The sequence below is a fragment of the Acinetobacter rudis genome, from assembly GCF_000829675.1.
GTDB classification, from domain to species: domain Bacteria; phylum Pseudomonadota; class Gammaproteobacteria; order Pseudomonadales; family Moraxellaceae; genus Acinetobacter; species Acinetobacter rudis.
Genome location: NZ_BBRX01000001.1, coordinates 59452 through 80103, shown reverse-complemented (window position 1 = coordinate 80103; position 20652 = coordinate 59452). Strand labels below are relative to the sequence as shown.

Annotated in this window: 18 protein-coding genes; 1 reads left to right on the top strand and 17 read right to left on the bottom strand. The window is 39.2% G+C overall.

Translation table 11 applies throughout. The features are described 5' to 3' along the window. Positions 1 to 131: 131 nt before the first annotated feature. The 5 genes from Aru01_RS00360 to zapE all read right to left on the bottom strand — a co-directional run bounded on the left by Aru01_RS00360 (position 132) and on the right by zapE (position 8685). Positions 132 to 3209 carry a MexW/MexI family multidrug efflux RND transporter permease subunit gene (locus Aru01_RS00360; protein WP_016656101.1) on the bottom strand — a complete coding sequence of 1026 codons (3078 nt, stop codon included), beginning with the start codon at positions 3207 to 3209 and terminating at the stop codon, positions 132 to 134. Beyond that, positions 3206 to 4354: an efflux RND transporter periplasmic adaptor subunit gene (locus tag Aru01_RS00355; RefSeq protein ID WP_016656100.1), complete on the bottom strand. Its 1149-nt coding sequence runs from the start codon at positions 4352 to 4354 to the stop codon at positions 3206 to 3208. The genes Aru01_RS00360 and Aru01_RS00355 overlap by 4 nt, the downstream gene beginning before the upstream one ends. Further along, on the bottom strand, positions 4351 to 4785 hold the full coding sequence (locus Aru01_RS00350; RefSeq protein WP_016656099.1) for a DoxX family protein: 435 nt from the start codon (positions 4783 to 4785) through the stop codon (positions 4351 to 4353). The genes Aru01_RS00355 and Aru01_RS00350 overlap by 4 nt, the downstream gene beginning before the upstream one ends. 226 nt (positions 4786 to 5011) lie before the next feature. Further along, entirely contained in the window at positions 5012 to 7177 is a 2166-nt protein-coding gene (locus Aru01_RS00345) for a malate synthase G (RefSeq protein WP_016656098.1), read from the bottom strand. Between the two features lie 371 nt (positions 7178 to 7548). Continuing rightward, positions 7549 to 8685, bottom strand: a complete 1137-nt coding sequence (zapE, locus tag Aru01_RS00340) for a cell division protein ZapE (protein WP_016656097.1) — start codon at positions 8683 to 8685, stop codon at positions 7549 to 7551. Positions 8686 to 8882: 197 nt separating this feature from the next. On the opposite strand from zapE, the gene Aru01_RS00335 reads away from it, so the two are divergent. Next, positions 8883 to 9791 (top strand): LysO family transporter, encoded by a 909-nt coding sequence (locus tag Aru01_RS00335; RefSeq protein WP_016656096.1) that lies wholly within the window; start codon positions 8883 to 8885, stop codon positions 9789 to 9791. A gap of 254 nt (positions 9792 to 10045) precedes the next feature. Here Aru01_RS00335 and Aru01_RS00330 read toward each other — a convergent pair whose 3' ends face one another. From Aru01_RS00330 to tadA, 12 genes are all read right to left on the bottom strand, one after another. Then, on the bottom strand, positions 10046 to 10492 hold the full coding sequence (locus Aru01_RS00330) for a hypothetical protein (RefSeq protein ID WP_016656095.1): 447 nt from the start codon (positions 10490 to 10492) through the stop codon (positions 10046 to 10048). Positions 10493 to 10506: 14 nt separating this feature from the next. Beyond that, a complete protein-coding gene (locus Aru01_RS00325; RefSeq protein ID WP_016656094.1) occupies positions 10507 to 11331 on the bottom strand; it encodes a WD40/YVTN/BNR-like repeat-containing protein in 825 nt (274 codons plus the stop codon). Positions 11332 to 11354: 23 nt separating this feature from the next. After that, positions 11355 to 12101, bottom strand: a complete 747-nt coding sequence (locus Aru01_RS00320) for a hypothetical protein (protein ID WP_217995748.1) — start codon at positions 12099 to 12101, stop codon at positions 11355 to 11357. Continuing rightward, positions 12031 to 12357 (bottom strand): hypothetical protein, encoded by a 327-nt coding sequence (locus tag Aru01_RS00315; RefSeq protein ID WP_016656092.1) that lies wholly within the window; start codon positions 12355 to 12357, stop codon positions 12031 to 12033. Before Aru01_RS00315 ends, Aru01_RS00320 begins: the two co-directional genes overlap by 71 nt. Next, positions 12350 to 15112: a type VI secretion system Vgr family protein gene (locus Aru01_RS00310; RefSeq protein WP_016656091.1), complete on the bottom strand. Its 2763-nt coding sequence runs from the start codon at positions 15110 to 15112 to the stop codon at positions 12350 to 12352. The genes Aru01_RS00315 and Aru01_RS00310 overlap by 8 nt, the downstream gene beginning before the upstream one ends. A 300-nt stretch (positions 15113 to 15412) precedes the next feature. After that, positions 15413 to 16093, bottom strand: a complete 681-nt coding sequence (pyrF, locus tag Aru01_RS00305; protein WP_016656090.1) for an orotidine-5'-phosphate decarboxylase — start codon at positions 16091 to 16093, stop codon at positions 15413 to 15415. 176 nt (positions 16094 to 16269) lie between these two features. Continuing rightward, positions 16270 to 16638: a lipopolysaccharide assembly protein LapA domain-containing protein gene (locus tag Aru01_RS00300; RefSeq protein WP_016656089.1), complete on the bottom strand. Its 369-nt coding sequence runs from the start codon at positions 16636 to 16638 to the stop codon at positions 16270 to 16272. A gap of 24 nt (positions 16639 to 16662) precedes the next feature. Next, positions 16663 to 16968, bottom strand: a complete 306-nt coding sequence (locus Aru01_RS00295; protein ID WP_016656088.1) for an integration host factor subunit beta — start codon at positions 16966 to 16968, stop codon at positions 16663 to 16665. 160 nt (positions 16969 to 17128) lie between these two features. Further along, positions 17129 to 18805: a 30S ribosomal protein S1 gene (rpsA, locus tag Aru01_RS00290; protein WP_016656087.1), complete on the bottom strand. Its 1677-nt coding sequence runs from the start codon at positions 18803 to 18805 to the stop codon at positions 17129 to 17131. A 118-nt stretch (positions 18806 to 18923) separates the two neighbouring features. Further along, on the bottom strand, positions 18924 to 19604 hold the full coding sequence (cmk, locus tag Aru01_RS00285) for a (d)CMP kinase (protein ID WP_016656086.1): 681 nt from the start codon (positions 19602 to 19604) through the stop codon (positions 18924 to 18926). 12 nt (positions 19605 to 19616) lie between these two features. Then, on the bottom strand, positions 19617 to 20066 hold the full coding sequence (locus Aru01_RS00280; protein WP_016656085.1) for an SRPBCC family protein: 450 nt from the start codon (positions 20064 to 20066) through the stop codon (positions 19617 to 19619). A 55-nt stretch (positions 20067 to 20121) separates the two neighbouring features. Next, on the bottom strand, positions 20122 to 20652 hold the full coding sequence (tadA, locus tag Aru01_RS00275) for a tRNA adenosine(34) deaminase TadA (RefSeq protein ID WP_016656084.1): 531 nt from the start codon (positions 20650 to 20652) through the stop codon (positions 20122 to 20124).

The window sequence follows — 20652 nt, the reverse complement described above, 5'->3', positions numbered from 1 at the left end:
AGCTTTAGCATTCATCATACATACCATTGTTATAAATTCTCCTCTGTTACAAGTTAAGGAAAAATATAGCAAGCTCAACAACATCACAAAAACAATGATTTATGATTTTCATATGAATAAAAATGCAAACACTATTCAGATTTTAACTGTTCAAGCTCTTGATAACGTTTTGTCTGTGCCAACTGTTGATGTTGTCGCCCCAAGAAACTATATATTGTTGGCAAGATAAATAAGGTAAATAGAGTACCAATCAACATTCCTGAAACAATCACCAAGCCTAAACCAAAACGACTATTTGCACCTGCACCTGTTGCAAATAACAATGGAATTAGACCAAATACCATCGCAGCAGTTGTCATTAAAATTGGCCGTAAGCGTATTTTTGCCGCCTTTAAAATCGCTTCTTGACGATTTAACTGGTCGTGTACTTGAAGCTCATTGGCAAACTCGACCATTAAAATGCCGTGTTTACTGATTAGACCAATCAAAGTCACCAAACCAATTTGCGTATAAATATTGATACTTGACCAGCCAAACAATAACGGCAATAAAGCACCTGCGATCGACAATGGTACGGTAATTAAAATAATCAGCGGGTCTGTTAAACTTTCATATTGTGCTGCTAACACAAGATAAATCACCAACAAAGCTGCTGCAAAAGCAAATAACAGTCGATTGCCCTCTTGCATATATTGTCGGGCATCGGCTTGCCAATCAAAACTAAAATCAGCAGGAAGATCTCGTGCATTTTCTTCTAAGAAGCTCAGCGCTTGCCCTAAAGAAACACCAGCTGCAGGTATCGCTTGGAAAGTTGCTGAATTTTGCTGATTAAATTGGGTGAGTTTATTGGGTTCAACTTGCATTGACATAGATACAACCGTAGATAATGCAATCAATTGACCACTTTGTGTCCGAACATATTGTTGTGCTAAAGCTTCAGGACTTAAGCGTTGTTTTTGGATACTCTGCGGGATTACATCATAAGCACGACCATGTAACGCAAAACGGTTTACATAGTTTTCTCCAACTAAAGTGGCTAAAGACTCTGCAATATCTTGCATACGAATGCCTAAACTATTGGCTTTATCTCGGTTAACCTCAATTTTCACTACAGGATTGTTATAGTCTAAGTCACTATCCACGACGACAAATAAACCACTTTCACGTGCCTTTTGTTTCAATGCTTCCATATTTTGATACAGCACTGAATAATCTTGCGCACTGCGTAATACCATTTGCACAGGTAAACCACCCGATGAACCAGGTAATGCCGGTAATTGGAAAACAAAGATACTGCTTCCTTCGACATCCCCCACCATGCTTTGCAAATCTTGCTGTACTTGAGTGGCATCACGTTCACGTTCTTTCCAACCCGTTAAAGTAGAACCCCCAAAGCTTGATGCTGGTCCATCAGTGCCATTAATAATCCAACTACTCGCCGTTTCAGGTAGACGGAAAAAGACTTCATCTAACTTTTGAGCAAATTTTTCAACATAATGAATATTGGCATGTTGTGGTGATTTGATTGCGGTCATCACACTGGCCTGATCTTCAGTAGGTGCCAGCTCTTTTTGTGGAATCTGATAAAGAAACGGTAAACTCAGCAAGATCAATGTCGCTATAGAGGCTGTAATCCAACGATGAGCCAAGGAGAAGCTTAAAATCCGTGCATAAGCTCGGCTTAACTTGTCAAAAAAATGCTCAGACTTTTGAGCCATTTTACTGTGCTGTTGATCTGCATTAAGTAAAAATGAACTCATCATCGGCGATAAGGTCAGAGCAATCACCCCTGAAATGACCACTGCACCAGCCAAGGTAAATGCAAACTCTTTAAATAACGATCCTGTTAAGCCCCCCATCAAGCCAATTGGTGCATAAACTGCGGCCAAAGCGATGGTCATTGCAATTACAGGACCTGCCACCTCACGTGCACCAATCAACGCGGCTGACAACGGTGAGCGTCCCATTTCAATATGGCGATGTACGTTTTCAACCACAACTATCGCATCATCAACCACTAAGCCAATCGCCAATACCATTGCCAATAGTGTGAGTAAGTTAATACCAAACCCAAACATCAACATTAACCCCATTGCCCCAAGTAGCGATAATGGAATAGTAATAATCGGAATAATCACACTGCGTAGCGACCCCAAGCAAAGAAAAATCACCACAACAACAATCACGAGTGCTTCAATAAAGGTCTTAATAACCCCATCAATTGAGGCATCAATAAACCGTGCTGTCTCATAAGCCAGTTCAACTTCCACACCAGGTGGTAAAGTTTTCTTAATTTCAGGTAAAAACTGCTTAATACCATCCACAATAATCAGTGGATTACCTGTAGGTGTTGCCTGTAAACCCAAAAACACAGCCGGCTTGCCATTCATAATGGCACTGGTCTCAGTGGATGCGGCAGCAAGCTCAACGTTGGCCACATCACTTAAACGAATAATACCATTGGCATCATTACGTACCACAAGTTGCTTAAACTCATTAACACTGGTTAGATCTGTTGAGATGTTAACGTTAGAAACAACGTATTCACCTTTGACTTGACCAGGCGCAGCCTGATAGTTATTGACTTGAATAGCCTGACGAATGTCAGCTGCAGTAATCCCTCGCCCAGCCATCGCTTCTGCATCTAGCCAAATACGCATAGATAAACGCTGCGCCCCATAACTTTGTACTTTAGCAACACCATCAATGGTTGACAGCATTGGCTCAACCACACGTGATAAATAATCACTAAGCTCAGCCAAGTTACTATTTGTGCTGGTAAAACCGATATAAGCCACATCCGTTGACTCACCTGAACTACGCTCAATGACAGGATCGAAGGCTTGCTCTGGCAGTTTATAACGTACCTGATTTACCTTTGCCATCACTTCTGTCAGTGCTTGGGTCGAATCGCTGTTTAACTCCATTCTTAGTGTAATGACACTGCGCCCTTGCACTGTAGAAGATGACATATAATCAATGCCTTCTACAGAGGAAACAGCTTGTGTAATCGGCTGTGTAACAAAACCTTGCATAAGTTCTGCACTGGCACCGGGGTATTCAGTACTAATCGTAATGGATGAACTTTCTAAAAGTGGATACTGCCGAATAGGTAACTGTTTATATGCAAACACCCCAAATAACAAAATGAGCACGCTTAAAACAACCGATAAAACTGGTCGTTTTACAAAAAGATCGGTAAATTTCATTCAGTAGCCTCCTGTTTTTTTACAGGAGCTTCTGTAGCCATTGCTGAAATTACTTTAGTTTTATCTAATTCTAAGGTGTGTTGTGACATAGCTTCAATCGGCATTGCATCACTTAGCTTCAGTTGACCTGAGCTAACAACCCGATCACCTTGTTTAAGGCCTGATTTCACCTCGACCCAGCCGTCACTACGCTCACCGATTTTAACTGCAACCTTACTGGCCTGTAACTGTCCTTGATGATCCACCGCCTTAAATACTGTTTCGCCATATGCAGTATAAGTAACAGCCGTCTCAGGCATCATGAGCACTTGTTCCTGATGCTGCTGAAGTACCACGTTGGCATACATCCCCGCTTTAAATTGCTGCTGTAAATTCGGCAACTTAGCTTGCACTGATACAGTTCTTGATGATGAAATTAACGGATCAATTGCAGTGACTTGTGCAGTAAATTGCTGATCAGGGAAAGCATCTAAACCGACTTGTAATTGTTGGCCAACTTTAATATTTGGTGTACTACGCTCATCTAAGTTGAAATTTACCAAGAGATATTGAGTGTCGACCAAACTCACGATTGGCTCACCAATATTTAAAAACTGACCTTGATGTACACGACGAATACCGATCACACCAGAAAAGGGTGCACGAATTTTCTTTTGCTGAATTTTAGCATTGAGCTGTTGAATCTGCCCCAACATCACATCACGATTGGCCAATGCATTTTCCACTTCTTCTTTGGCCACTGCATTAATTTTTAATAACGCTTGACCGCGCTGATAGACGGCCTCATTGAGCTTTAATTTCGCTTTTAACTGTACAATTTCAGCTTGCTCTATATCATCATTGAGCTGTATCAATAACTGCCCTGCATTGACATACTGACCAGACTGAAAATAAATCTGCTGAATACGCCCAGCTGCCTCTGAAGCCACCTGAATCTGACGTACAGCTTCTAACTCACCCACTGCAGTTAACTTTCTGGGAGCAGACTTAAGGCTGACCGTGGTCAAAGCCACCTTTACAGGTGGATATTGGAATGAGGCACTGTGTTGTTGTCCTGATTTCATCCAAAAATAAATCAGTAGCGCTACACCCAATAGTACGATGACAAGTAAGGCAATTAACCATTTCTTATGATTCGATTTCATGACTTGCCTCCCATAGCCAGTTCAGGCAAATGCTGACGGTAAACACTCACCATCGCGGCCAAAATTAAACCACCGATCACAGCCAAATGTTCTAAAGCGAAATACAAAGATAATTTGGCTGCTTCAGCCGACATGTTCCAAAACTGATGTACGATCGCGATGGTTAATAGTAAAAATACCGATAAAATTAAAGCACCTAGCCAAACTTTGCGGTTAAATAATACGAAGTAACTGCCCAACAATAAAATGAAAGCACTGGCATAGTTATAAAACCAAACGGGGTCTAGGTTTGCTGCACGCATTTCTGCAAAACTACCCTCGACATCGAGTAATTTTGCAAAACCTGAGGAGATAAAAAGCAAAGCGATTAGACAGCGAACAATAAGCCACATCGCTCGGCTGAATAATATTTTTTGAATCATGAGAGGCATAATAATGTCCACAAATATATAAGCTTAACTCGTTGCTTTAATGTCTTTGAAAGCACAATGCAGCAAGTATTGAGTGGACCCACTATAAAAGCTCAAGTTAACTTGAGGTCAAGCATTATCATGCCGAGATCAACTATATTTTTCACCAAAAATCATAGACATAAAAAAACCTCTCTTACGAGAGGTTTTTCATTACTGTTTATCAATATGCTTTATCTAAAGCAAATTAGTCACCTGTATAACCTTTAAGTTTTAGGCGAGCTGCATGTAGTAATGGCTCAGTATAACCTGATGGTTGTTCTGCACCTTTAAAGATCAAATCAGAAGCTGCTTGGAATGCAATGTTATTTGCAAAGTCAGCAGACATCGCTGTATATAACGGATCATCAGCGTTTTGTTGATCCACAATTTTAGCCATACGCTGCATCACTTCCTCAACTTGAGCTCGTGAAACCACACCATGACGCAACCAGTTCGCAACGTGCTGAGAAGAAATACGTAAGGTCGCACGGTCTTCCATCAAACCTACGTTATTAATATCAGGTACTTTAGAACAGCCTACGCCCAAGTCTACCCAACGAACAACATAACCCAAGATACCTTGACAGTTATTTTCAAGTTCTTTGGTTTTTTCTTCGTCAGTCCAGTTGGTATTTGTCGCCAATGGAGGAGTTAATAGATCATCTAAAGACAACGGTTGAGTTGACAATAGTTCTTGTTGACGATCAGCAACATTAATTTGGTGATAGTGAATGGCGTGAATAACTGCACCAGTTGGTGAAGGAACCCATGCACAGCTTGCACCAGCTTCTGGATGCTCAGTCTTGGTGTTGTACATATCAAGCAACATATCAGGTTTTGGCCACATGCCTTTACCAATTTGTGCTTTACCACGCAGACCTGCTTGTAAGCCAATCATTACGTTACGGTTTTCATAAGCTGGGAACCAAATTTGGCCTTTTACTTCACCTTTACGTACAAATGGACCTGCTTCCATAAATGTATGGATTTCATCACCCGTACGATCCATGAAACCTGTATTAATAAAGATAGTACGATCTTTAGCTTGTGCAATACAGTTTTTCAAATTCACAGAAGTACGACGTTCTTCATCCATGATACCGATTTTCAAAGTCTTCGCTGGTAAACCAAGCACCTGTTCCGCACGTTCAAATAACTCAACTGCAAAAGCAACTTCTTCAGGGCCATGCATTTTTGGTTTAACGATATACATTGAACCTTGACGCGAGTTGTTGATCTGGTTTTCACCACGAATATCAGCAAGACTAAGCAATGGAGTAATCAATGCATCCATGATGCCTTCATAAATTTCAGCACCATCAACCAAGATCGCTGGGTTAGTCATCAAATGGCCAACGTTACGCAGTAACATCAAAGAACGACCATGAATCGAAGTTATACCACCTACAAGGTTATGATAGGTACGGTCAGCATTCAATTTACGAGTAACCGTTTTACCATTTTTCTCGATACTTTCTTCAAGCGTACCTTTCATCAGGCCTAACCAGTTACGGTAACCTTCAACTTTTTCTTCTGCATCTACTGCTGCAATAGAATCTTCTAAGTCTTGAATTGTTGTTACAGCAGCTTCAAGAACTAAGTCTTTAACACCAGCAGCATCTGTTTGGCCAATCGGACTATTTGCATCAATTTGGATGATAACGTGAAGACCATTGTTCTTAAGAACGATTTCTGTCGGTTGAGCTGCATCACCGTTGAAGCCAACAAAATTACTTTCATGAGCGAGAGTCGTTGTGCTTCCATCTTTCAACGTTACTTTAAGTTGATTATTTTCAACAACATATTGAGTAGCATCTGCATGAGAACCTTGCGCTAATGCAAAAGTTTGATCAAGGAAGTTTTTCGCAAATGCGATAACTTTTGCACCACGAGCAGGGTTGTAACCTTTACCTTTCTCAGCACCACCGTCTTCGGAAATTACATCAAAGCCGTATAATGCATCATAGAGTGAACCCCAACGCGCATTTGCAGCGTTTAGGCAATAACGTGCATTACGTACTGGAACCACCAATTGTGGGCCAGCCAATAATGCGATTTCTTCATCGACATTTTCTGTGCTGATTTGGAAATCTTCAACTTCTGGTAGTAAGTAGCCAATTTCCGTTAAGAAAGCTTTGTAAGCTTGTAATTCAAATGTGTTATTACGATGCCATTCATCGATTTTTGCCTGAATCTCTTCACGCTTAGCCAGAAGCATTTTATTTTTCGGACTAAGATCAACAACAACTTGTTCAAAATTTTTCCAGTAGCTATTACTGTCCAAACCAGAACCGGGTAAAGCTTCATTTTCGATGAAATCGTAGAGTTCTTTAGCAATCGCTAATTTACCTTTTTGAATACGTTCAGTCATTGTCTTTCCTGATATGGCTATTTTTTATAAACACGAGATAATGAGTATACTGATTTAAATCAGACTGAATACGAATATAACGGTGCAAAATAACAGACATTTTATATAACTATATAAAAACGATAAAATGATACTGTGTCTCGACCAACATTTTCGCCTCATGACCGCTAAACTTAACGCGTATAAGTAAAAAGAAAAGTAGATGTTAGACCAAAGTTCGATAAATTTGGTTTCATCTCACCATTATTTCAGCCCTAGCGTCCCCTATTTGATTTATCATGGAACTACTAAAAAGTCGATATGTTTTCTCTAAGAGCAAAAAAAACAGCACCAAAATAGGTGCTGTTTTTTCAAAAATAAATTACCTAATCTTATGATTCTACTTGATTTATTTGGCGATGCTCTGCCTGTAAATATTCATCTGATTGCATCTCTAATAAACGTGAACGCGTCCGTTCAATTTCAAATGCCATTTTCTCACCTTGATAAATCTCAATAATCGTATCTTCAGAAGTCAGTAATAACTTTACACCACGATCATAAAACTCATCGACTAGATAAATAAAACGACGTGTACCTTCAGATAGATAATCAGTTAGGTGTGGCACTTTACTAATCAGAACCGTATTATAAATATTTGCCATTTCGATAAAATCAGCAGGACTACGCGGTTTTAAACATAGTTCGCCAAACTCACACCAAAGCACATCTTCTGTATGACCAATCGTTTCAACCACACGATGATTTACAATAATCGGCTCATTAGAGACTTTTTGTGTTTGAGTTAATGCAGTAAAACGCTGTGATAGCCATAGGTCATGCTCATTTGAAAGCGGTGCCTTAAATAACTGTGCTTGCTTCAATACACGTAAACGATAATCTACCCCTGCATCAACATTCAATACAACACAGTGCTTTTTCACTAGATCAATCGTTGGTAATAAACGATCACGATGAATACCATCTTTATATAGACCATCAGGTGCAATATTTGAAGTTGCAATCAGCGTGATACCACGCTGAAATAGCTTTTGGAACAGATCACTTAAGATCATGGCATCTGTCACGTTAGTTACAAAGAACTCATCAAAACAAATCACCACTGCATCTTTATAAATTTGATCAGCAACGATATCAAGCGGATTACGTTGACCTGCCAACTTATTCAACTCTTTATGTACATGCTGCATAAAGTGATGAAAATGCATACGTGTTTTACGTCGAAAAGGAACTGACTCATAAAACTGGTCCATAAGCCAAGTTTTACCTCGACCTACACCACCCCACATATACACTCCACGAGGTGAAGTTTGGCGACGAAAGCGACGAAAGGCTTTTTTAGATGCCTTATAACGGCTGAGTAACTCTTGCCAGACACGTTCTAACTCATGCACTGCTTCAGCTTGTGCTTCATCAGGCATAAATTTACCAGAATGCAGCGCTTGAGCATATCGTTCCGCTGGTGACAAGGGTACTTGCGTATGGTTTACAGCATTTAGATCAGACATAATGGTTGAAAACTTAATCAGCAGTTAAATGTATAATTTGATGAAATGGCAGTATACCCAATATTTCATAATAATTAATAAAACTTTCTTGCTTTCATTTATGAATCTGTAAATTTATTGATGACAGCGCATAATACAAAGTACAAAAACATTGAATCCGACTATAATCCTTGTAATTTTTTGACTGAATTATTTTTATGCAATCCCTTGTGCTTATCGCTCAACTCATCTTATGTCTAGCTCTCGGCTTAATTCTTGCCAAACACATACCCAGCATGATTGAGAAATTAGCATTTAAAATACTTCCCTATTTTACATATGTACTTTTATTTGCAATAGCTATGGAATTTGCTCAGGTACTTGAACACATTCATGGTCTTGGACAAATCCTCATGCCAGCCATTTCTTTGGCTACAGCGACCTCTTTAGGCGCTTTCTTTAGTAGTTACTTACTCTTTAAGTACCTTGGTTTTCAGCCAATGCAAGGCAAAATTTCAACTGATTTATTCGTAGATTCACTCAAAAATATCAGTTATGCCTTTATTGCATTATTACTCGGTTATCTAAGCGCAGCAGGTCTACAGCATTTGGATATTCATCTGAGTGTTAATACTTGGTATTTACTATTGGTCTTTATGTTTATCATAGGCCTAGACCTTGCTTATTCTCCTTTAAGTCGAAGTTGGCTCAACTGGCGTGTTTTATTAGTCCCAATAAGCTGTGTCATTGGCTCTTTAGCGGGTGCATTATTTTGTGCATTATTTATCAGTGAAATTAGCTTAAAAGATTTGATTATGTTATCGCAGGGCTATGGCTTTTATTCCATGAGTGGGATTGTTGTCAGTGAACTTAAAAACCCAACATTAGGCAGTATTGCTCTCATCAATGATTTATTTCGAGAAATCGTTGCAATTATTTTTATGTATTTAATGGGTTGGCGCTACCCACGTTCTGCAATCTCTTCAGCCGGTGCAACGGCTATGGATGTCACCCTTCCCATGATTAAACAAGCCTGTGGTAATGAGTTTATCCCACATGCAATGGTCAGTGGATTAGTTTTATCCATTTTAGCCCCGATCTTAGTCAGTATACTGACCACACTCTGAGCAGCACTTAAACAGATGAATAAGGCCATTTGGAGTTATGCTGAACAGTAGCATAACTCCTTAAATACAGTAAGAGTTTATCCTCAATACCTTAACCTTAGATATCCATAAACTTAGATAGATTTAACAGCAGTTGTGGCCTACCTTCTGAGTAAGTTGCAGCCCGAGCTCTTCAATATAATTGAAATAGTTCATTATGCTGATGACTTACACCTTATAGAGGCACATGATTTTTAAAATGTACAATCAAATCTTCACGGTAAAAATGTATTTAACTTGGTGAGTTCACGTGAGGACACTTTGCCGCCTTTTAACATAAATACCCGATTGGTTTTATCATCAAAAAATGAAGCTTGAATCCTATTACCCTCTTCATCTATTTGCCAAGTTTGACCTTTATTAAAACTCACTGCTGCGACATCACGTTGAAAAGGATAAGTTTCAGCATTTTTAAAACCTGAACTATACAAAACTTGGTTCTGACCAATATGTAGTTTACCCAGCTGTAAACCATTACCAATTTTCACTCGATCACGCCAATGATATTTATTATCTTGATCAGGTGTTGCCGTTAAAAACGTAGTCTCTGTATCGACACCACCGTATGTCCCTTTCACAAAATCATAGACCATGCCTAAAATATAAAGCTTATTACCCTCACTGTTCATATCCGCAATATCTGAGTTTGGCAGTGTTATCATAGGCGCGTGTTGATCTATACGATTTTTTTTGGATCATCGCTCCATGGAAGTTTATAAATCACACTATAGTATTGACCATGATTCTCAAATAAATTGGAAAAATAAAAGTCTTTGGTTTTTTCATCAAAGTGATATGAACTAAAAATTTCATCAATTCTAAGATCAAACTTCATTGCATTTAATTGATCAATGATCGGCTTAGGCATATGAATTTTTACCCATGTTTCGCCACCATCTGATGTACGCCATAATGTTTTTTGCTCACCAATGGCATAACCTTTTAAACCAGTTTCATCAAAAAGTACTTGTTTGACCTGTCTAAATGATGGCCAGCTTTTAAGCTGAGTAAAACTCTCACCACCATCAACTGATTTAAAAATTTTATAATGGCGGGCTTTCCTCACTTGATCTTGCTCTGGAAGTGTATCAACTAGGGTATAGTCCAACCAATACGTATTAATATAAACCGTTTTTAAATCTACTGTTTGCCACCACTGACCTGTTTGAGCTTTCTCTTTAAAAACTAACTTATCTTGTTTTCCCTGACCACCAGACAATACCTCAACTGTCATTCTATTTAATACTTGGTTATTGTCTCTCATCCATTCTTCTTTAAAATTTCGTCCAACCTCTTCTCCTTCTTCATTCAATACTGGCCCTATCTTTAACTTTTCTCGATCAATATAAATTAAGAGTGCTCTTTGTCGCTCTTGATCGATTACAAGGTTACCGCCGTTAAATTTATTTTTTGCAAAGTCAAACTCTGTTGCCCACATCAAACTACATCCTGTTAATATCCAAAGACCAAAAAACAAAACAAACCATTCATTTTTTTTCATATATTCACTCTAGTTATTTTTATTTAATCTTTCCACCAAGAGGCTACTGTTCCAAAGATTGCTTCAATTTTCTGCCAATTGGTAATAACTATATATGCGCCAGATGCTGCTGGTGAACTCACCTTAACCATAGATGTTATTAAGGGGTATACAATTTCTGCCACCTGAATTGCTTGTTGAATCGTTTCAATATCCATCCATTCCTGAATATTAGGTTCACATATAATTCTTAATAAATCTTCCAATGGAACATCTTGTATTCCACCATCAATATAAGCAGGTACATGTGAACTAAAAGCATATGTTTTAAAGGTCTTATCATCCAATTCAACTGATTGTTTTTTAAAAGACATTTTTTGATTGGCTTTTTCATTGAGTTTAGATTGTAAGAATATTTCTGTCCCTTTATTATTTTGTCCTAATCCTATATCCATATATTTTTGCAAATATAATCGTGCATCCCTCAACCAATTTCTTGCAAGATCACTAGTCATACTGGGTAAAAGATAAGCCCCGAAACGTGAACAGTAGTAATAGCCATAAGCTCGATAGTAAGTTGGTGGCAAATGACCACATTCTTTGGTATGCCTTTTCATAAAATCAGCATATCGTGACCATTTGGGATCGCCAGAATTTAAAGCCAATAATGCTTCTCGGTTATTAATATATTTATATAGGACTTCACACGCAAAATCCCAATTAGACTGACTCTTTTTCACAAGATTTAAAAAAAGGCGCGTGTGTATATAAGTATCTAAAGTTAATACCATTTTTATCCACATAATCAAGTTTAGTGCTTTGTTTTATTGGATCACCATTAGAAGGAACATAATAATAACTACAGTTTCCATACACATGCGCCAATGCCATATTTACAACTGGATTGCATTTTTCTTTTGGATTAACAATAACTTTTGCAACACTATTATTACCTATTGGTGTTAAAAATTTATTTACACTGACAGCCGTATGAATAGCATCTTGTATTGCATCAGTTGCTATGGTCTCTGGATTATTATTACTCATGACCACTCTCCAACTCATTTTGAATAACTATAGAATCAATTTTGAGCTGTTTTGAAGAAAAGGCTTTTTCAGTGAAACCTTTTTCATCCGTAACTCCCTCTATAGTGCTCCCATCACTAAGCCGCAAAGTATATTTTGTATTCTTAACAAACTTATTATTAACCTCATCAACTACTTGAACCTTTAAATCATATAATTGATTGCCAAATTGAACCTTATCAATGCATTCCCCACCTTTAAACTTATGCTGACCTGCTTTAGATTCATAGAGTCCCGAAGTCTTAGAAAAGATGCCTGTATCCTCCACACTAATTTGAGAACCTCCTCCTGTAATAAAAATACCGGTAGGCCTTGTTATAAAAACCTTTCCCTCTGTTGAACGAATATGCAAATCTTTTCTTGAAATGACATCCAATGCATTCGAAATAGATTGAACAAGAACTTTACCCACACCTGCAATAAAACTTGCATCTTCTCTTGCAGCAAATAAACTTAACTTTTTACTTGCTTGCGCAATCAAACTATTTTGGGTTGAAATATTGATACTTTTTCCAGCACTGTGCACCATAAATCCTTTTGCGGCTGTATAAATATCCTCTTCACTACTAAGTCCAATCCCCTTCGGAGATGCAAGCAACATAACTGCAGATTTAAAGGCATTCGCTTTAGTTTTATCCTCTGCAGATAGTTGCTGAATAAAGTCTTTAAACTTATCTAAAATATCTAATTCTGTTGTTTCCAATTCTGTTGCTGTTCTATTTAAAGCCATCGCTTGATTTAAATGAGTCTCAAGTTGTTTTTTTACCAATTGCGTATTTAGGTGATCCAGAGCAGCTTGTTCTTGTCGGTAGGTTGAAATCAATAAACCTTTCCCTGCCCGCACAGCTCCCCACTGATCAGTTCTAAGTTCAAAACCTTCACCACGATCATCTGATTGTTCAGTCTCTTTGGGATGGCTAAGCTTGCCTAAATTTAACTGACTCGCCCCATGACTACTCTGTAGCTGACTACTGATCTGTCCTGTCGTATCATCAAAACGTAGTTGGTTAAAACCCTCACCACCGAATTCCTGAGAACGAATCCCACTGAGTTTTTGCGTATCAGGTAGCTTACCTTTCACATCAAATTTGGTCGGCGAACGTGATCCCTCATGGAGACGCCCCAAAACAAATGGTCGATCAATATTACCATCGAAGAAGCCCACCACCACGATCTCACCAATTCGTGGTAAAAATCTTGCGCCATAACCCTCACCCGCCCATGGGGTCAACACATCTACCCAAGCTGAGTCTGTATCGTTATCATTTGCACCAGCACCACCATCGTGTGTATGGTCCTCACGACGCGTAAACATAAAACGAACTTTTATACGCCCCCATTCATCAACATATATTTCTTCACCAGCCAGTCCAACCACCTTGGCACGCTGCGGATGTACTACTGGACGATGTTGTAAAGGGAGATATTTAGGAACCATCTTAATATTGCGACGTTGTAATGTCAGTTGATTGAACTGACGCTCTGCCGATTTATTTTTATCAAGTAAATGCCAGTGACTTTGCTTGAGTAAGATTGAGACTTGATCAGTTAAATCTTTAGGTAAGTTATTTTGATGATAAAAGTGTTTTGAAGTAATTAAGAATTCTCTGTCAGCTACATCATGTAAGTCAATTTCTGGATGATCTGTAAATACAAACCAATAGCCGACCTGTGCATCACGTACACTCGATTGTGCAATAAATTGTTTCGCTTCTAACTCATAAGCGCTCAACATGTTTTGATTTAAACATTCAACTTGAGCATTGCCTGAAATCGTCGCTTGATCTTCACCCTTTAAATCTTGCATCCAAGCAGGGCTAAAGTGCCACGCCTGTTCAAGACAAAGACTTGCATTCTCTTGGCTTGTACTATGTTGATGATGGCTTAGAACAGATCCAGCCCCTTCTTCTTGTTCTAAAAGATCAGATTGCCAACGCTGTATATGTACAGCTGTAGGTTGAATTTTTCGCTGTGCAACAAAACTCACAATACGATCTTGTTGTTCTGTAGTATTACTACGCTGATAACGGATATTACGACGTGTTAAACATTGGAACTGGCTGTTATCATCAATTAAACGTAGTTTCTGTGCTTCGATTTGTGCCAATGGGCTGGGCACAAATAATTGTGCTTCATCTATTAGAAAATTAATTCCTTCTTGGCGCAGTAAACGTTTTAGAAACTCATCATCACTTTCATTATGTTGCATTACGAATGGTCGTATATCGTAGTCACGCTGTAGTACACTTAAATCAAGTGACAGGCTCGCAGCAAAGATCGGACTTTTTTGTTGCCATTCCTTAAAGATAATTTCAACAATATCAACCACTGATTTATTCATAAACACACGACTATTACGTCGATGTTCCCACAGTGCAGTGGGGTCTTGTAATTGCAACTTATAAATGGTTAAGGCACCGTCGGACTGTCCTTGCTCCGCAGCTGTGATGATACCCGTAGTTCTAAATATCAAACCTCGATCCGTCACACAACCTACGGCAGCCTGACTACCAATAAACTGTTTGAGTGGGATGGTTGCATCAGTTGATAGACAAAGCAGTTCAGCGTGCATACCCTGATTTAAATGATGTTCTCCTTCAATACGTTGCAAGTAAAGCTGTTGATTTAAGGTGGAATTGGAAAACCGAATATGTATAACCCTTCGCTTTGCACTTAGCCCTAAGTTATCTAAAGCACTTTGAATATTATTGATCATCTTTCTAATAACTCAGTGTTTCTTTTTAATGTAAAAAACTACAATCTGAGGTTAATTATAAGTGAAATCATCTACTATTCCACGCACATTAATAAGAATTAATTAACAATAAATTTAAAATTATGAAAAAAAGGCACTTTTCATCTAATTATTTTAGATAATTTAAATATTTTTTCGATTCGAAGTGTTGGTATATTAGTCACACATGGCATAGAGTCGATTGAATGGACCACCCCATGTACTCAATAAAAAAACCCAACTGATTAAAGCTGGGTTTTCTTTCACAACAATATATTGGCGTTAAATTGAAGCAAAAATATCTTTTAATGCCTGACTAGGATCAGCAGCCTGAGTAATTGGACGACCTATCACCAAATGTGTCGAACCATCTTGCATCGCCTGTTGAGGTGTGACGATACGCTTTTGATCATCCGCATTTGAACCAGCAGGACGAATACCAGGTGTGACTAGAGAAAAGTTAGCACCCAGAGTTTGACGTAGCATTTTCGCTTCTTGGGCAGAACAAACGACACCGTCCAAACCAGAGTCTTGAGTAAGCTTTGCCAAACGCATTACTTGTTCAAAAGGTTCAATATCTAAACCGATATCACGTAAATCTTCACGCCCCATAGAGGTTAAAACAGTCACTGCAATGAGCTGTGTTTTATAGTTTCCAGCCTGTAGACGAGAAACACAAGTTTCCATCATCTTACGGCCACCAGAAGCATGAACATTCACCATCCATACGCCCAGATCAGCAGCTGCACAAACTGCTTGTGCAGTTGTGTTTGGGATGTCATGAAATTTTAAATCTAAAAAAACATCAAACTGGCGTGCATGTAGCGCTTTCACGATCTCAGGGCCACCGTGTGTAAAAAGCTCTTTACCAACCTTCACTCTGCAAAGCGCAGGATCAAGTTGATCAGCCATCGCCAGCGCATCTTTATGGCTTTTTGCATCTAAGGCAACAATGATACTCAAGAGGTTTATCCACCACACAAAAATATTGCGGTATTATAGTCATGTTTGTGCTTGAGTGTAAGATCAGCAAAGCCTAAGTTTTAAGCTTTGGTGACATGTTTAAATACAAAATTAAGTCTTAAAAATGCAAAAGCAGCCTTCACCCATAAAGTAAAGACTGCCTTCCACAAAAAATACTAAAGTGTTTGAGTTGGTTTGTCCTCATCAGGACGAATTTCTAACACAGTTTTTTCATGCTTTGCATTTGCAGCAGCTTCAGCAGCTGCAAGTTGAGCAGATTGGATTTGTTCTTTGCGTAAATGCGCAACATCTTTACGCAATCGTTTGATTTCCCAACTGTTCTGAAAAACTCGGAACACCTGAACACCAAGCAATAGACCAATTACAATACCAATCGCTAATGTGAGTAACAGCAACAAACCTAGGCGCATTGCTGGAACCTGTGTAAATAATAAATCTACAGGAAGCTCAGTTTCGTTCTGCAGAACTAGCGCTAAAGCATAGCCAAATATAACAATTAATACCGAGACCAATAAATAGCGCATAAGAGCACCCCATTTTAATTTTTTTTACATATCCGCAGACTCATTCACCGCATCGCGCAATGCCTTGCCCGGCTTGAAATGCGGAACCGCCTTAGCAGAAACCTCTACAGATCGCCCTGTTTTTGGATTGCGACCCACTCGTGGATCACGATGATGTAGTGCAAAGCTACCAAAACCGCGAATCTCTATGCGGTTGTTTGCTGATAATGATGCAATCATCTGATCAATCATTATTTTAACAGCATCTTCCACTAATGGCTCAGCTAAATGTGGATTTTTAATAGAAATCCTTTCTATTAAGTCAGACTTATTCAATGCTTCAGTAGTCATCGATGACCTCGTTAATTATCATACTACTAGAGTAACCCTGTAAATAATAACCTGTTCAAATACAAAAAGGTAGCGCAGAATACTTATCCTGCGCTACCTTTAACAGTTCTTATATAAAACGTATTATTCAGTTACATTAAATAGTACGTTATACAATCACTTAGTTGTTCATTTGAGCTTTAATCAAGTCACCGATTGTTTTAGGACCGTTGTCTTGAGTAGTTGTTGCTTGACGTAAGTTAGCAACCGCTTCTTTCTCTTCAGCTTCGTCTTTCGCTTTGATCGACAAGTTGATTGAACGTGATTTACGATCTACGTTGATGATTTTAGCTTCAACTTCTTGACCTACTTCTAGGAATTTAGTTGCATCTTCAACGCGATCACGGTTGATTTCAGAAGCTTTTAATTGAGCTTCAACTTCGTCAGCCAACTTAACAGTTGCACCACGAGCATCAACAGCAGTTACAGTACCTTTAACAAGCGCACCGCGTTCGTTAGCAGCTAAGAAATCGTTGAACGGATCGCTGTTCAATTGTTTGATACCTAGGCTGATACGGTTACCTTCTGCATCTACAGAAAGAATAACGGCTTCAACAGTATCGCCTTTCTTGAAGCGACGAATAGCTTCTTCGCCTTGCTCGTTCCAAGAAATATCAGACAAGTGAACTAGACCGTCGATACCGCCTGGTAAACCGATGAAGATACCGAAGTCAGTGATAGACTTGATCGTACCAGAAACTTTTTCGCCTTTCTCGTGTGCTTTAGCAAACTCTTCCCATGGATTAGCACGAGTTTGTTTGATACCAAGAGAAATACGACGACGTTCTTCATCAACTTCAAGAACCATAACATCAACTTCATCACCAATCTGAACAACTTTAGATGGGTGGATGTTTTTGTTTGTGTGATCCATTTCTGAAACGTGTACTAGACCTTCAACGCCTTCAGCGATTTCAGCGAAGCAACCGTAATCAGTTAAGTTAGTTACACGAGCTTTAACGATAGAACCTTTAGGGTAACGGTTCATGATCGCTAACCATGGATCTTCGCCAAGTTGTTTAAGACCTAGAGAAACACGGTTACGCTCTTTGTCAAATTTAAGTACTTTAACAGTAACTTCTTGACCAACTTCAACAACTTCTGAAGGGTGTTTGATACGTTTCCAAGCCATATCTGTGATATGAAGTAGACCATCAATACCGCCAAGATCAACGAATGCGCCGTAATCTGTAAGGTTCTTGATTGTACCAGTAACAGTTTGACCTTCTTCTAGTTGAGAAAGAAGAGCTTCACGGTCAGCAGAAGACTCAGCTTCCATTACCGCACGACGTGAAACAACAACGTTGTTACGTTTAGCATCAAGTTTAATTACTTTAAACTCAAGCTCTTTACCTTCAAGGTGAGTTGTATCACGGATAGGACGTGTATCAACCAAAGAACCAGGTAGGAACGCACGAACTGGACCGATGTCAACAGTGAAACCGCCTTTAACCTTACCAGAGATAACACCAGTAACGATTTCGCCGTCTTCAAAGATTTTTTCAAGTTTAGTCCAAGTCTCAGCACGTTTAGCTTTTTCACGTGATAAAACAGTTTGACCCATGCCGTTGTCAAGCGCTTCAACAACAACGTCTACAGTATCGCCAACTTGAACTTCAAGCTCACGTTGTTCGTCTAAGAATTCAGAACGTGCAACTACACCTTCAGACTTAAGACCAGTGTCAACAGTAACCCAGTCAGAGTCGATGCTAACAACGATACCTTGGATTACGGCACCCTTTTCAACGTTAAGGTTTAATTCGCTTTCTTCAAAGAGGGCTGCAAAAGATTCGGTCATGATATACCTAGTAAATTCAGCGGTCTTGGATCAGACAAGGCCGGTTTAGTTAGACAAACACATAGTCCATATAAGACTGATCAAGCTATGCATATGTTCATAATATTGATATTTTGGTTTAGGATCGATCGATATAGCGGATCATCAACTCAAATACATCATCAATGCTCAAATCTGAGCTATCGATCATATATGCATCAACTGCAGGTTTAAGCGGTGCGACGCTACGTTCCATATCACGCTTATCACGTGCTTCGATATTGGCCAAAATGCCGCTTATTTTAACATCGTGACCCATAGCCTGCAACTGTTTTACTCGACGCTCTGCTCTAGATTCTGCCGATGCAGTCAAGTAAATTTTTGATTGAGCTTCTGGAAAAATAGAAGTTGCCATATCTCGCCCATCTGCAACAAGCCCAGGTTGCTGTGCAAAGGCACGCTGTCTTTCAAATAACGCCTGTCTAAGTTCTGGAATTGCAGCGACTTTTGATGCGTATTCACCCACCTGTTCAGTACGTATTTGTTGGCTTACATCTTGACCATCTAAAAAGACCTGAGTGCCCTGTGAATTGCTTTTAAACTCGATATCCAAGTTAAGTGCAATTGTAACGCATTGTTTAAGAGCAGCTTCATCAGTTAAATTGTCAAGTAAATTATGTTGAAACAATGACAAACCCAATAGTCGATACAACGCACCTGAATCTAACAAACGATAAGCATAATGTTCAGCTAAGCGTGCCGCTAATGTTCCTTTTCCAGAACCGCTGGGGCCATCAATGGTGATGATGTGTATTGTCATTGCCACTCCAATTTAGATAAAAGAACGAGATAATTTTGAAAAACCAAGTTTAATCGCTTGATTAAGCTGTGCAAGCACAATTTTACTTAAACCCGGTACTCGCAGCTGCAAATCGATCCGATATGTGACCTGAGTACTACCATCATCTAGACTTTGAAAATCAAGACGGCCTAGATGATATTTCACCAAGGGGTTACGAATAATTTTATATTCAATACAACGGTTCACTTCAACTAAAGTAATTTGCTCTTGTAAAGGTTTAATCGGACCAAATCCCAAACGTCGAATTGATCCTAGTCCATCAGGATGATTAGCATCTGTCGAATCTTTAACACGTTCAACTTGTATTGGTGCAAAAGCTTGATTATATGTTGCATGTTTAGACAGCAACTCAAATACTTGCTCGATAGGTGCAGGAAAATTTCTCTCAATTACAATATGTGGATAATTTGTTTTACTCATAAGTCACTCCATCATCATTATTGATTGCTATCACTTCACCGCCTCATCGTCCGATCTATTTCAATGAGTTAATCGGTAAATTGGCAGCTCTATTGATAAGTCTTTGCTGTTTTTTTTGTTCCCGACGCATTTTAAAAAATGCAGACAGCTGCTCTGAACACTGCTGCTGTAGACATCCCCCTTGAAATTGGAAAACATGGTTGTAATAACCACTGTCTAGCAATTTACGCTCGCTGACCAACGCCCCCGCTTTGGGTTCTGTTGTTGCAAAAACTACTCGTCCAACACGTGCATGAATAAGTGCCCCCACACACATTGTGCAAGGTTCTAAAGTGACGTATAAAGTACTTTCTGCAGGTAAGCGATAGTTTTCAAGATGAGTACATGCTTGTCGTAAAGCCTGTATTTCTGCATGTGCCGTAGGATCATGGCTTTCAATCGGACAATTATACCCCTGCCCGATAATTTCCCCTTCACTTACAATGACTGCACCCACAGGGATCTCTGCATGCTCTGCTGCGATTGCAGCCTGCTCAAAAGCAAGCTGCATCCATTTTTCATCAATCTGTTGCTGATCTTCTGACAT